The following is a 13,216-nucleotide window of genomic DNA, read 5'->3' on the forward strand; positions in this document are numbered from 1 at the left end:
CATGTTCTGCCGGGACAGCTCATGAATGAATACATCTTGAACATTTGTCTTTTGGCGGCAAATATTGAGCCGGCAGAGTGAAAGATCGAACAGATGACGAATAAGACAAGGAACGCTTCTTCCGGAACACTGGCGCAGCTCAAACTGCTGACGCCTGAAAACGTCGGCACGGCAGTGAGGGGCCTCCCGCTGAAGGCCCAGGCTGCATTGCGCGCCGCTGCTCATCTGCCACGTGGCACGCTGACCATCACCACACCGGACAAGCGTGTCTTCAAGGTGGGCGGCGGACAAACGGGTCCCGATGCCGCGGTGGTCCTGCACAATTGGAATTTACCCCGCCGAGCCTTTTCTGGCGGCACAATCGGCTTGGCCGAATCTTATATGGATGGCGATTGGGAAAGTCCTGACGTCGCGACCTTCCTGGAACTCTTCGTGGTCAACGAACAGGTTGGCGAGGATCTTGCGGGCGGTTCAAACTGGTTCATGAACACTGTCCAGCGGCTACGCCATTGGCTTAACGAAAATACCCGGACCCGGTCGCGCAAAAACATCTCGGCGCATTACGATCTCGGCAACGCCTTCTATCGCGAATGGCTCGATCCGACGATGACGTATTCCTCGGCGCTGTATGGCGAAGGCGCCAACGATCTTGAAAGTGCGCAAACCGCAAAATATCGCGCCCTCGCCCGCAACATCGGAATTACCCCTGGAAGCAAAGTGCTGGAAATTGGCTGTGGATGGGGTGGCTTTGCCGAGTATGCTGCACGTGAGGTTGGTGCGCATGTGACCGGGCTTACCATCAGTCGCGAGCAATTCGAATATGCGACACAACGCATGCAGAAGGCCGGGCTCTCGGACAAGGTGGAGATCAAATTTCAGGACTATCGTGACGAGAAGGGAAAGTATGACCACATCGCCTCGATCGAAATGTTCGAGGCGGTCGGTGAGAAATACTGGCCGGTATTTTTCGGCAAGGTTAAGGACTGCCTCAATCCCGGCGGCAGCGCCGGCATGCAGATCATCACCATCAACGACAAATCCTTCGATCGCTATCGCAAGCGGCCGGATTTCATTCAACGCTATGTTTTCCCCGGTGGCATGTTGCCGACGCCGGAGAAGCTGAAAAACTTGGCAAGGACTTCGGCCTCGATATCTATCGCGAGAATGTCTTTCCGCAGGATTATGCCAGGACGCTTGCCGAATGGCGCCAGCGGTTTTGGGGTTCATGGGACCGGTTACGGCACCTCGGCTTTGATGGTCGCTTCAAGAGGCTTTGGGAATTTTATCTCTTCTATTGTGAGGCGGGGTTCCGTTCAGAATATATCGATGTGCGCCAGGTATTCTATAAATCATGACAACCGATACATTCGATGAAGCCTTTGACCGCGTCTGGGCTATCGCCAACGGACTGAACCTTCCCGAACTCGTGCGCAGCACCACCCACGGTACGCCCTCGTTGAAAGTGAAGACATCCTTTCTCGGTCGTTTGAAGGATAAGGATACCTTCGCCATTCACTGTCCGCTGGAGGAAAAACCTCTCCTCATGGAAAACGTGCCGAACATCTATTTCGAGACCGACCACTACAAGGGCTGGCCCTACATCTTGATGCACCTGGACGCTGTATCCGACGCGGAACTTGCGCACCGCATCAAACTTGCCTGGCACGCCAAGGCGCCTGCCAAGATCAAGAAAGCATTCGCCGCGGAGTGAACACCATCTGGGTAGCTGCCGGGACAATCTTCCACCAAAATAATCGAATCTCACCCGTGAACCGCCGATTCTTGCCAAAGAACGTGCGATTATGGCCAAAGCTTATCAATCATCGCGAGAAAAATAGGTGTATCTAGTTGAAGCGTACCCTAGCTTGCGACATCGATAAGCGCGGTTTCGACGCCGAGGCCGGTGCGGTCCGCGACTTCGCGCAGCGCAAATGAAGAATTGATTTTCGTCACATGCGGCATGGCCGAGAGCCAGAATTTGTGTATACGCTCGTAGTCTTCAAGATCCCTCGCAGCAATGCGAAGCAAATAATCATATTCGCCAGACATAAGGTAACAAACAAGAACATTTGGACATCGCTTTACTGCCGTTTCGAATTCACGAAGTTGTTTATCGGCTTGACCGGAAAGTGAAATATTGACGATTACGATGACCGGGTGCCCGAGCATCTTGTTTGAGAGCCGCGCATGGTACCCGCGGATGACGCCCGACTTCTCCAATATATCCAATCGCCGTGAACAGGCAGATTGCGACAGGCCCACCTTTTTCGGCCAGTGTCGCATTCGACATGCGGCCATCCTTCTGCAGGTTGTCGAGTATGGCGATATCAATCCTGTCTAATGACATTGTTCGAGCTTTCTTCGGCAGATGTGTTGTTTCGCGCAAGATTATTCGAAAAATGCAAGCCAGTCGAGGCTTCTTGGCAAGGACATGCGACGCGATCTCGTGATGTGATATTTGCCTCAAACGGGAACACTTATAAACACTATCAGGAGGCGTTATGCGCGTTGGCTGCCCGAAGGAAATCAAAAACCATGAATATCGCGTCGGTCTCACTCCGGGGGCCGTACGCGAATATATCGCCCATGGCCATCAGGTCATCGTCCAGTCCGGAGCTGGCATTGGAATAGGCGCCGACGACGGAGCCTATCAGGCAGCAGGCGCAAAGATTGCCAAGACTGCTGAAGAAGTATTCGCACAATCTGACATGATCGTTAAAGTAAAAGAGCCGCAGCCAAGCGAATGGACGCAGCTTCGCGACGGACAGATTCTTTATACATATCTTCATCTTGCTCCAGATCCGGAGCAGACAAAGGTCTCCTCGCCTCTGGCGTCACTGCTATTGCCTACGAAACTGTAACGGACGATCGCGGCGGCCTGCCATTGCTTGCGCCGATGTCGGAAGTTGCCGGACGCCTCGCCATCCAGGCCGGTGCGACCGCATTGCAGAAGGCCAATGGCGGACGCGGTGTGCTCCTCGGCGGCGTGCCTGGCGTGCTACCCGGCAAGGTGACCATCATCGGCGGCGGTGTTGTCGGCATCAATGCGGCAATGATGGCAACGGGCCTCGGCGCCGACGTGACAATCCTCGACCGCTCGATTCCGCGTCTGCGTCAGCTCGACGACCTGTTCCGCGGCCGCATTCACACCCGCTACTCGACCATAGAAGCCCTTGATGAAGAAGTGTTTTCCGCCGATATCGTCGTCGGCGCCGTTCTCATCCCGGGCGCTGCGGCACCCAAGCTGGTGACCCGCGAAATGCTGTCGGGCATGAAGAAAGGCGCCGTCATTGTCGATGTCGCCATCGATCAGGGCGGATGCTTTGAAACATCCCACGCCACGACCCATTCGGAGCCGACCTATGAGGTCGACGGCGTCATCCACTACTGCGTCGCAAATATGCCCGGTGCCGTTCCAGTCACCTCGGCCCATGCGCTCAATAACGCCACCTTGCAATATGGTCTGCAGCTGGCCGACCGGGGCGTCAAGGCGCTTGTCGACAATCCGCACCTGCGCAATGGTCTCAACGTCCACAAGGGCCGCATCACCAATCAGGCTGTCGCCGAGGCACTCGGTCTTGAGATGGTTGAAGCAAAAGCGGCAATAGCCGCCTGATATTATTGCATAAAATTTAGAAGGGCCCGGACACACGTCCGGGCTTTTTTATGCCAAATCGATCCGGCACTGGAAGCAATTGTTCCTTGCCGAGCGCATGTGGACGTAAGCGACATCGTCGCGTTTCAGCAGCTCTTCTGCCCGATCCGGTATGTCATTGGTCTTGATCACTCCGCCGGTTCCGTAGACGATCCTGTCCTGGCACGAATAGCCGCGCAGGATGTAGTCACGACTTTCACGAAACATCTCCGGCATTTCCGTCGTCTCTCCATAGCGCTCACATTCATCCGCGTGCAGGAAGATCGGCCCCGTTTCCGCATAGGGCTGCGGTGCCGGAAACGGCCGGTGTGAAAGGACGAGATATTTATCACCTGCGTTCACATTGTGCAGACAGTGCCTGCAGGGCACGCCATCTCCGTCCGAGATTTGGACCTCCGGTGTCTGGCCATTGGCATCAGGACCGCCCGCCTGATAGTGACGGGCGAGCGTGGTGGGCATTGCAATAAATCGGATCGTGCTCATGAGTGCCTCCTTTGTTGGAGCAAGGAAACACCTCAATTTCGCATGAAACCACCCGATTCTTGCAGGAAAAGCATCGGATGGAAGCGGTGTCTTATTTCGCAACGTTAATATGGACAGTGACATAACTATAAACATCACTGCCGGGCGCCTTGCTCGAAACAACCACTTTATCGGTACCAACAAAACCTGATTTGGAGGTGTAGAAAGCACCGACCGCTGCAATTTTGCGCACGTTACACTTTTGCAGCGAATGACCTTGTGCGAAGAAAGGAGAAACCGCCCCTCGCCAGAGATCAACCGTTCCATTTGCGGGAGCTGCTGCAACTTTGAAATCAGGGACTTTGCCGCTGGAACAGTCTGGATTGACCATATAGTTGCTTAAAAGTCCAGTTTTGTGCCCTGATTTTGCAGATATCGTAAAGGCAGACGACCCGGTACGGGTGCTTGTGAGTTCCGATGTTTGGCAACCGGCAGCTGATAGTCCTGACGAAACTGCCGTCACGGTCAACAATACTTGCTTCAAATTCATTTCAATCCCCCTGAAACCCTTCTATGAAGAGCTGATAGAGAGATTCTAGGCGCCCCGCTATACAACTTAAGGTGGAAACAAGACGATATCGAAGACTAATTCCAGGCTTCGATTTCCGCTTCTGCAAAACTGACGGGCTTGAACCCCATCCTCTGGTACATTTGCAATGCACGCGGACTATCGAGTGTATTGGTTTCGATGATCACCTTTTGCGGGCTACTCATCCATGCTGTCGAGATCGCCTCATTCAGAAAGAACTTGGCCAGGCCCCTTCCCTGGAACTCCGGAACCAGGCCGAAATACAGAATTTCGGCGACGCCTTGCGCTTCGTCGAGCACAAGTTCGAAGAAGCCTGCTGGCGATCCGTCGGCGTACAGAACGTGAATATCGATATTGTCGCGATGAATGATTGCTGCCAAATCCTCATCACTCAGGTTGCGGTGCACCGACCAATGGTGCGGTTTTCCGACCTGCTCGTAGAGAAAACGGTAGAATGGCAGCGAAATCTTCGTGGCCCGCATCAATGCGAGCTTGAAGCTGACAGGCGTCGGCACAGACTGGGTCGGCCGCTCCGTCATTTCCAAGTGCGTAACCCGCGTTCTCAAAATTCGTGGCTTTGCTGCGTCGGTCATGACTCATGCATCCCCGGTAACGACCGGTGTGTCCTTGTTTCCGCCCCACTCAGTCCAAGACCCATCATAAAGCATATTGTCGTTGTGACCGAGGGATTCGAGTGCGAGCGTAATGACGGCCGCCGTAATGCCCGATCCACAACTCGTCACAATTGGTCGTGACAGGTCAACACCAGCCTCATCCAGAACTTGTCTTAGAGCACTGATATCTTTCAGATATCCGTTATCAGCCAAGCTTGATGAAGGGACATTACGCGCGCCCGGCATGTGCCCCGAGCGCAACCCTTCCCGCGGCTCCGGATCAACACCCTTGAAGCGGCCGGCAGCGCGGGCATCGGCGATCTGCCGCGAACCATTCTCGACGATCTTGCGCATGTCGGCAAAGCTCGCCACCTTGGCAGCATCGAATTTGGGCACAAAGGCAGATGGCGCGATCTTGGTCACCGCATTGGTAACCGGCCTGCCGGCCTTCTTCCAGTTTTCAAAACCTCCGTCGAGCACGAATACACTCGTCGCGCCCATTGTCCGGAACATCCACCAGACGCGTGGCGATGTGTGCATCCCCGGACCATCATAAACAACAATCGTATCGTCATTTGTGATCCCCATGCTGCTGACGGCTGCCGCAAAAGCTTCCGGCTTTAGCAAGGTGTGCGGTAGCGATGAGTCGGAATCTGACAGTTTCTCGTGGTCGAAAAAGACGGCGCCTGGAATGTGCGCCGCATCATATTCCGCCTTGGCGTCTCGATTCTGGAATGGGAAATACCAGGATGCATCGAGAATGCTGAGGCCCGGTTGATCCAGACGCTCTTGCAACCATTCGGGGGAAACCACAAAAGCGCTCTTGTCCGACACGTTCATTCTCCTTCCGGCGAGGTACCAAAGCGGATACGGAACCGCCGGTTTTCCTTGCCCTTCTTTTCAATTTTTCCGATGTGGATCGCTCCGACTTCGCCAGTGGTAGCGACATGCGTTCCCCCGCAGGGCTGAGAATCCACTGAAGCATTCTCGCCGATGCACACCAGCCTGATGCGTCCAGTGCCCATTGGTGGACGCACATTCTTGGATTTTATCAGGCCCGGATTGGCGGCCAGTTCTTCATCCGTGATCCAACGTGTGAAGATGGGATGATTGGCATTGACCAATTCCATCAGTTTCGCGGTTACGCCTTCCTTGGTCACGCCTGCATCCGGTAAATCAAAATCCACGCGGCTGTCATCCTCGCCAACCGCCGCGCCGGTTATCGGAAACGGGCAGACGACACTGAGCAAATGGCATGCTGCATGCATTCGCATCAGCTTGTAACGCCGGTCCCAATCGAGGCGCAGGCGTAATCTTTCACCAATTGCAGGAACAGGCTGATCAGGTGTCGGCACATGGATGATCTCATCCTTAGTTTCGCCAGTCACGGTTGCCGCTATTGCGATGGTCGAGCCATCGGAGCGAATAAACATGCCCGTATCGCCAGGCTGGCCGCCCGAGGTTGCGTAAAACACCGTCCGGTCCATTAGAATGCCGCCGCGTTCATTGATCGCGAGCACCGTCGCGTCGATTTCCTTCATGTAGGAATCGTCGCGGAAAAGGATCATCGTGTCGTACGCCATCAGGATTTATTCTCGAACGGAACCGGTATGTTGGTCTTCGCCTCCATCCATGCCGGCACAGGCAAATCCTTGGAACGCAGGAACTCGGGGTTAAACATCTTTGATTGATAGCGGTTGCCGTAATCGCAGAGGACCGTGACAATGATGTGATCTGGCCCCATATCGCGCGCCATGCGGATTGCACCGGCAACATTGATGCCGGACGAGCCGCCGAGACAAAGCCCCTCTTCCGTCACCAGATCGAACACCACTTCCAATGCTTCCGCATCCGGGATTTGGTACGAAAAGTCTGGCGCAAAGCCTTCGAGATTGGCCGTAACGCGCCCCTGCCCGATACCTTCGGTTATCGAACTTCCCTCGGCCTTGAATTCACCCGTCGTATAATAGGAATAGAGCGCCGCACCGAGCGGATCAGCAAGCCCGATCCTGATTGACGCATCCCTGACTTTCAGCCCTTGGGCAACGCCGGCCAGCGTGCCGCCAGAGCCAACAGCACAGATGAATCCGTCCACCTTGCCATTCGTATCACGCCAGATTTCCTGTGCCGTGGTTTCCACATGCGCCTGGCGATTGACGACATTGTCGAACTGATTTGCCCAGATCGCACCATTCGGCTCGGTTTTCGCCATCTGCTCCGCAAGACGGCCGGAGACTTTCACATAATTGTCCGGGTTCTTGTAGGGAACAGCAGGCACCTCAACAAGCTCCGCGCCGAGCAACCGCAACGCATCCTTCTTTTCCTGGCTTTGGGTTTCGGGGATCACGATAACGGTGCGGTAGCCCAATGCTTTGGCGACCATGGTGAGGCCGATGCCGGTATTACCGGCCGTGCCCTCGACAATTACGCCGCCGGGCCTGAGCAGTCCACGCTTTTCAGCGTCGCGGATAATATAGAGCGCCGCGCGGTCCTTGACTGACTGGCCTGGATTCAAGAACTCGGCCTTGCCGTAAATTTCGCAACCGGTGAGGTCGGACGCTTTCTTCATGCGAATGAGCGGTGTGTTTCCGATGGTGTCGATCACTGAATCAAACATGCGCATAGTCCTTCATTCTGTTGGAACTGAACCTATTTGCCCCGGGGAAGGCGTTCAAGCGCAGAATTCCTCAAACTGGACGATATGCGGTTATTTGTTTTGGTGGAACAAGTTGATCGAAGGGAACCAGCAAATAAAAAGCCGCCAACACGATGTGCTGACGGCCGGAAAGTCGTTGGCGAGGACGCCTAGGCGGCTTTGGCGCCAAAGCTCTTGCGCTTGTTGCGGCGGAAGGGACGCTTTTGCGCCGGCGCGCCACCGTCGTTGCTCCAGATCTTTTCGCCGCGCGCCTCGCGCGGCTTACCGGAACCGGCAGACTGACCGCGGTGCGGCTTCTTGCCAGGTGCGCCAGTGCCGCCTTCGCGGCGTGGTGGACGCTGGTCGCTATTGGCTGCACGAGCCGGCAAGCTAGACAGATCGATTGGGGAATCATGCATCGGAAGGCGCATCCGCGTGACGCGTTCAACCGCCTTCAGCTTTGAGCTCTCTTCTGCAGGATCGTACAATGTGATTGCCGAGCCCGATGCACCGTTACGACCGGTACGGCCGATGCGGTGAACGTAGCTCTCTGGTTCGTCTGGCAGGTCGAAATTGATCACATGGCTGATACCAACGACATCGATACCGCGTGCTGCAATATCGGTGGCGACGAGAACGCGCACAGAACCATCCTTGAAGCCGTTCAACGCGCGCTGGCGTGCATTCTGCGACTTATTGCCGTGAATGGCGGCAACGTCATAGCCGTCCTTCTCGAGGACCCGCGTCACAGCATCAGCACCATGCTTGGTGCGGGTGAAAACGATGACCGAAGCCAAGGTCTCGTCCTTAAGCATGGCAGAGAGAACCTGCTTCTTCTGCTTGGTCGGGATCATATGCACGACCTGCTTGATTTCGGCAGCCGTAGTGCCCTGCGGTGCGACTTCAACGCGAACCGGATTACGTAACAGGGTGGCTGCCAGCGTTGCCACTTCCTGGGGCATGGTCGCCGAAAACAGCGCGGTCTGGCGATCGCGATGCGTGCCCTTGGCGATACGCTTCACGTCGTTGATGAACCCCATATCGAGCATGCGGTCGGCCTCGTCGAGCACAAGCCAACGCGTCTCGGATAGATCGACGCGGTTGTCACGAACAAGGTCGGTCAACCGGCCGGGGGTTGCGATCAGGACATCGACACCGGCCTGCATCTTATTGATCTGCGCAATACGCGAAACGCCGCCAAGGACGAGAGCGGTCGAGATATGTGCGCCTTTCGCCAAGGTGCGGAACGTTTCTTCGATCTGCACGGCAAGTTCGCGGGTTGGCGCAAGGACCAGCGCGCGCGCCGTCTTGCCCTTGCGCTTGTCACCGATAGTGATGATCTTCTGCAGGATTGGCAGAGCAAAAGCTGCTGTCTTGCCAGAACCCGTCTGGGCGATGCCGAGAATGTCCTGACCTGCAAGCTGTGCCGGGATGGCCTGTGCCTGGATCGGCTTGGGAGTAGCCATTCCGGCAGCCTCGACTGCTTTCAGCAGGATGGCATTCAGACCCATGGCCGCAAAGCCGTTTGTTTCAATAGTTTCCAATTCAATCTTCTTTCACTGGCCAGCGCGGATTATCGCGGGCCACACAACGCATCACAGGGCGCAACCTGCGTGCAACAATTTCTGGATGAACGACGAGACGCGGAAAACCATATGCCAAAGGCTTGTGGTTCCATGCGACTTGCGCAGCCGTGCCCTCCGCATCATGCGGATGGGTCTCAGACGCCACAAGTCCTAGTTCGGAAGTCCGGATTGACCGGTCCAAGCGCCTGAACGGCATATGGGCTTTCTTGCGCTAAAAAGCAAACGATTTTATTGTGCAACGCAAAACGACGGAATTATTTGGCGAACCGCTTGGCACCCGCAACGCACAGGATGACCGCCATGGTGACAATGATCATCGGCCAGCCCACGGGCTCATGCAACAGCGTTGCAGCAAGAACGAGGCCGAAGAATGGCTGCAGTAATTGCAGCTGACCGACGGCCGCGATTCCGCCCTGTGCGAGACCGCGATACCAGAAGATAAAGCCAATCAGCATCGAGAATAGCGAGACGTAGAAAAGGCCAATCCATGCTGGCTCACCAATGCCGCTCCAGTTCTCGGGCAGTATATAAAGCGTAAGCGGCAGCATGACCGGCAACGAAAGAACAAGCGCCCAGCAAATGACCTGCCAGCCCCCAAGTCTGCGTGAGAGCTGGGCTCCTTCGGCATAACCAAGGCCGCAAACGACAATCGCGGCAAACATCAGGAGATCCCCGGTCAACGACGCGGAGAGATTCTGCGTCAGCGCAAAACCGGCAACGAGCAGGCTGCCGAGACAGGAAAACAGCCAGAACAGCGGACGCATGCGTTCACCCGCACGCAAGACGCCAAATATAGCGGTTGCAAGCGGCAGAAGACCAACAAACACAATGGAATGTGCCGAAGTGATGTGACGCAGTGCCAGAGCTGTCAGTAGCGGAAACCCGACAACCACACCCATCGCTGTGATAAATAGCGGGCCGAGATCGGCCTTTGTCGGGCGCTTTTCACGAAAGGCAAGCAGCAATGCTAGTGCCAGCGCCGCAGCGATGGTGGCACGAGCGCTCGTCAAAAAAATGGGGTCGAAATCCGCAACGGCGGCGCGTGTAGCCGGCAGCGATCCGCTGAAGATCAGTACGCCCACGAAGCCATTGATCCAGCCATTCGTTATCTTGTCCATATTTTTCATCCAGCCATCATATTTTTATCGTCGTATCGGCCTTCGAACATGGATTTTCCAGATACGGTGCAGTACAATCCTTAAGAACTGTAATGGAAAGGTCAGCAATACAGATGGATATGAAGTTTGCTGCCAATCATGTGGGTGGTACGCTGGTTGAGCGTGTGATGCACGCGATCCGCCAGCGCATCGCCGGACGAACCCTGACACCGGGCGCCAAGCTGCCCTCAATCCGCAGCCTTGCGTCAACCATGGAGGTCTCGAAGTCGACGATCGTGGAGGCTTATGACCGGCTGGCAGCCGAAGGCGTCATCCAGTCGAGACGCGGATCCGGTTTTTACGTGGCCGGACATCTGCCACCACTGTCGTTGACGGAAATCGAGCCCCAGCTGGACCGTGCTATCGACCCACTCTGGGTGTCGCGGATGTCACTCGATGCCAGCGCAGACATGGCAAAGCCCGGCTGCGGCTGGCTACCTCCCTTATGGATGCCAGAACAAGGTATTCGCCGTGCCCTGCGGGCTTTGGCAAGAGCCGATAATGCCTCCCTGACAGATTATGCATCTCCGCTTGGGCTGAAACCGCTACGCCAACTCCTGTCACGGCGCATGGCCGAACACGGCGTTGAAGCCGCGCCCGATCAGGTCATGCTGACGGAATCCGGAACGCAGGCTATCGACCTGCTCTGCCGGTTCCTGATTGAGCCTGGCGACGCGGTCATCGTTGATGATCCCTGCTATTTCAATTTTCACGCTTTGCTCAAGGCACATCGCGCCAAGGTAATCGGAGTACCATATACGCCCGCCGGCCCCGATCTCGAGCGCTTTGCCGAGGCGCTGCATGAACATCACCCGCGTCTCTACATTACCAATTCCGCTTTGCATAACCCGACAGGTGCTGTGATCTCCCCTGTCACTGCACATCGGCTGCTCAAGCTCGCCGAACAACATGATCTCACAATCATCGAAGACGACATCTTTGCCGATTTCGAACATGAGCCTGCCCCTCGCCTTGCCGCTTTCGATGGGCTCGACCGGGTCGTACATATTGGCAGTTTCTCCAAATCACTGTCGGCGTCCATTCGCTGCGGCTTTATAGCAGCGCGCCGGGACTGGATCGAAGGACTTGTAGATATCCGTATTGCGACGTCCTTCGGCGGCGGGCAATTATCGGCCGAGCTCGTACTCTTCATGCTGAAAGATGGCACTTACCGCAAACACATGGATGCTTTGCGGACGCGACTGGCACGAAGCATGAGCGAAACCGGCGTCCGATTGAAGGCGCTTGGCCTTACGCCATGGATCGAACCGCAGGGTGGCATGTTTCTATGGAGCAAACTGCCGGATGGTGCCGACGCCGCAAAAATCGCTCGATACGGACTCGCAGAAGGGATCATTTTTGCGCCTGGCAATGTCTTCAGCCAATCGCAATCGGCAAATTCCTATATGCGATTCAACGTAGCGCAGTGCACGGATCCGCACATTTTTCAGGTTCTGCAAAGCGCGCTCATGTCCCCCTAGATTGAAGCCGCAATCTCCTGAAGCATCAGGACAGTGCGCCAGTTGCGCGCGGTCAGTGGCACCTTCAACGCATTGTCGAGGGCGAGGGCAAGCTTGGACGTGCCGAAGCCATCAGGCGTATAAAGATAGAGTACGCGGTTTCTCAAGGTGAAACTCTCCTTCCCGCTGGCCTTGCTGGTAAAATCCGCCAGCGCCGCGTCAGTCGGATCACCGTCGAGAATGACTGCATGAAGGGATTTGGCGCTTTCACTGGCTTCCGGGTAAGGATTCTTGGCAACCATGCAATTCCACTCATCAACGTTACGAATAGATATGCGTGATTCGAAGCCGAATGCTTTCGAAAACAAAGCTGAAATGGTCTCGTTGATACGCCGCGCCGTTTGGTTTGACGCCAGAACGACATTTCCGCTCTGAATATAGGTTCTCACATCAGTGAAACCTGCCTTGATCAGCAGGGTCCGGAGCGTTTCCATTTTCACGACCCGTTTCCCTCCGACATTGATGCCACGGAAAAGCACAATATAAGTCGTCATGAAGTCTTCTCCAGCTTGTCGGCCAACTGCTCAAGTTTCAAAACTGTATTCCAGTTGCGCGCCGTAGTGGTGACTCTTAGTGTGGATTCAATCTTTCCGTGTAATTTGGACTGGGAAGCGCCCTGTGGCGGGTAATAGTACAGCACCTTGCCGCCGATCCTGAATTGCTCAGGCAATCCAATCGCTTTGCGTTCCAGCGCCTTGACGGCTTCATCGTCCGGCTTCTTCTCCATGAGAAATGCATGCAGCTTGTCGCCCTCCCCGGCGTGTTCCGGGAAAGGATTGTCAGCGATGAGTTTTTTCCATTGGGGTTTGCTGAGGATCATGATTGCCTTGGAAAAAGCAAATTTTTCCAAGGCAATAGCAGCAATCCGTTGTACGATAACCTTGGGTCTCGCGTCCGAAATAAGAACGACATTGCCGGTATTGATATAGGTAGCGACGCGTTCAAACCCGCCTTCGATCAGGGCCGTTTTCAATGGCTGAACGGGCAGCAACGTCGCG

General features: G+C 55.4%; 12 protein-coding genes and 3 pseudogenes. 4 read left to right on the plus strand and 11 right to left on the minus strand.

The window, feature by feature from the left end:
* The first annotated feature begins 483 nt into the window (after nt 1–483).
* Nucleotides 484–1,355, plus strand: a pseudogene (locus N8E89_RS17665) (class I SAM-dependent methyltransferase).
* Nucleotides 1,352–1,711 (plus strand): hypothetical protein, encoded by a 360-nt coding sequence (locus N8E89_RS17670; RefSeq protein WP_106663082.1) that lies wholly within the window; start codon nt 1,352–1,354, stop codon nt 1,709–1,711. The pseudogene N8E89_RS17665 and the gene N8E89_RS17670 overlap by 4 nt, the downstream one beginning before the upstream one ends.
* 149 nt (nt 1,712–1,860) lie before the next feature.
* Here N8E89_RS17670 and N8E89_RS17675 read toward each other — a convergent pair.
* Nucleotides 1,861–2,347, minus strand: a pseudogene (locus tag N8E89_RS17675) (Lrp/AsnC family transcriptional regulator).
* A gap of 154 nt (nt 2,348–2,501) precedes the next feature.
* Here N8E89_RS17675 and ald point away from each other — a divergent pair.
* Nucleotides 2,502–3,616: pseudogene (gene ald, locus N8E89_RS17680) on the plus strand (alanine dehydrogenase).
* A gap of 48 nt (nt 3,617–3,664) precedes the next feature.
* On the opposite strand, the gene N8E89_RS17685 reads toward ald, so the two are convergent.
* From N8E89_RS17685 to N8E89_RS17720, 8 genes are all read right to left on the minus strand, one after another.
* Complete coding sequence (locus N8E89_RS17685; RefSeq protein ID WP_106663079.1) at nt 3,665–4,138, minus strand: DUF1203 domain-containing protein; 474 nt, start codon at nt 4,136–4,138, stop codon at nt 3,665–3,667.
* Between the two features lie 91 nt (nt 4,139–4,229).
* Nucleotides 4,230–4,667 (minus strand): hypothetical protein, encoded by a 438-nt coding sequence (locus N8E89_RS17690; protein WP_146147751.1) that lies wholly within the window; start codon nt 4,665–4,667, stop codon nt 4,230–4,232.
* A gap of 95 nt (nt 4,668–4,762) precedes the next feature.
* A complete protein-coding gene (locus tag N8E89_RS17695; protein WP_106663077.1) occupies nt 4,763–5,299 on the minus strand; it encodes a GNAT family N-acetyltransferase in 537 nt (178 codons plus the stop codon).
* A 3-nt stretch (nt 5,300–5,302) separates the two neighbouring features.
* Entirely contained in the window at nt 5,303–6,154 is an 852-nt protein-coding gene (sseA, locus tag N8E89_RS17700) for a 3-mercaptopyruvate sulfurtransferase (RefSeq protein WP_106663340.1), read from the minus strand.
* Nucleotides 6,155–6,156: 2 nt separating this feature from the next.
* Nucleotides 6,157–6,903: an alanyl-tRNA editing protein gene (locus tag N8E89_RS17705; protein ID WP_106663076.1), complete on the minus strand. Its 747-nt coding sequence runs from the start codon at nt 6,901–6,903 to the stop codon at nt 6,157–6,159.
* Nucleotides 6,903–7,937 (minus strand): cysteine synthase A, encoded by a 1,035-nt coding sequence (locus tag N8E89_RS17710; RefSeq protein WP_106663339.1) that lies wholly within the window; start codon nt 7,935–7,937, stop codon nt 6,903–6,905. The genes N8E89_RS17705 and N8E89_RS17710 overlap by 1 nt, the downstream gene beginning before the upstream one ends.
* Before the next feature lie 188 nt (nt 7,938–8,125).
* The gene (locus N8E89_RS17715) at nt 8,126–9,466 is read right to left on the minus strand and encodes a DEAD/DEAH box helicase (protein WP_106663338.1); all 1,341 of its coding nucleotides are present in this window, start codon (nt 9,464–9,466) and stop codon (nt 8,126–8,128) included.
* Between the two features lie 329 nt (nt 9,467–9,795).
* Nucleotides 9,796–10,659 (minus strand): DMT family transporter, encoded by an 864-nt coding sequence (locus N8E89_RS17720; protein WP_106663074.1) that lies wholly within the window; start codon nt 10,657–10,659, stop codon nt 9,796–9,798.
* Nucleotides 10,660–10,772: 113 nt separating this feature from the next.
* Here N8E89_RS17720 and N8E89_RS17725 point away from each other — a divergent pair, with 113 nt between their 5' ends.
* A complete protein-coding gene (locus N8E89_RS17725) occupies nt 10,773–12,179 on the plus strand; it encodes an aminotransferase-like domain-containing protein (RefSeq protein WP_245448636.1) in 1,407 nt (468 codons plus the stop codon).
* On the opposite strand, the gene N8E89_RS17730 is transcribed toward N8E89_RS17725, so the two are convergent.
* Nucleotides 12,176–12,712, minus strand: a complete 537-nt coding sequence (locus tag N8E89_RS17730; protein ID WP_106663072.1) for a DUF1697 domain-containing protein — start codon at nt 12,710–12,712, stop codon at nt 12,176–12,178. The two genes, N8E89_RS17725 and N8E89_RS17730, sit on opposite strands and share 4 nt — an antisense overlap.
* Complete coding sequence (locus N8E89_RS17735) at nt 12,709–13,209, minus strand: DUF1697 domain-containing protein (RefSeq protein ID WP_245448635.1); 501 nt, start codon at nt 13,207–13,209, stop codon at nt 12,709–12,711. The genes N8E89_RS17730 and N8E89_RS17735 overlap by 4 nt, the downstream gene beginning before the upstream one ends.
* Nucleotides 13,210–13,216: the final 7 nt, after the last annotated feature.

Origin of the sequence: Phyllobacterium sp. A18/5-2 (genome assembly GCF_025452215.1) — a bacterium.
Lineage (GTDB): Bacteria > Pseudomonadota > Alphaproteobacteria > Rhizobiales > Rhizobiaceae > Phyllobacterium > Phyllobacterium sophorae.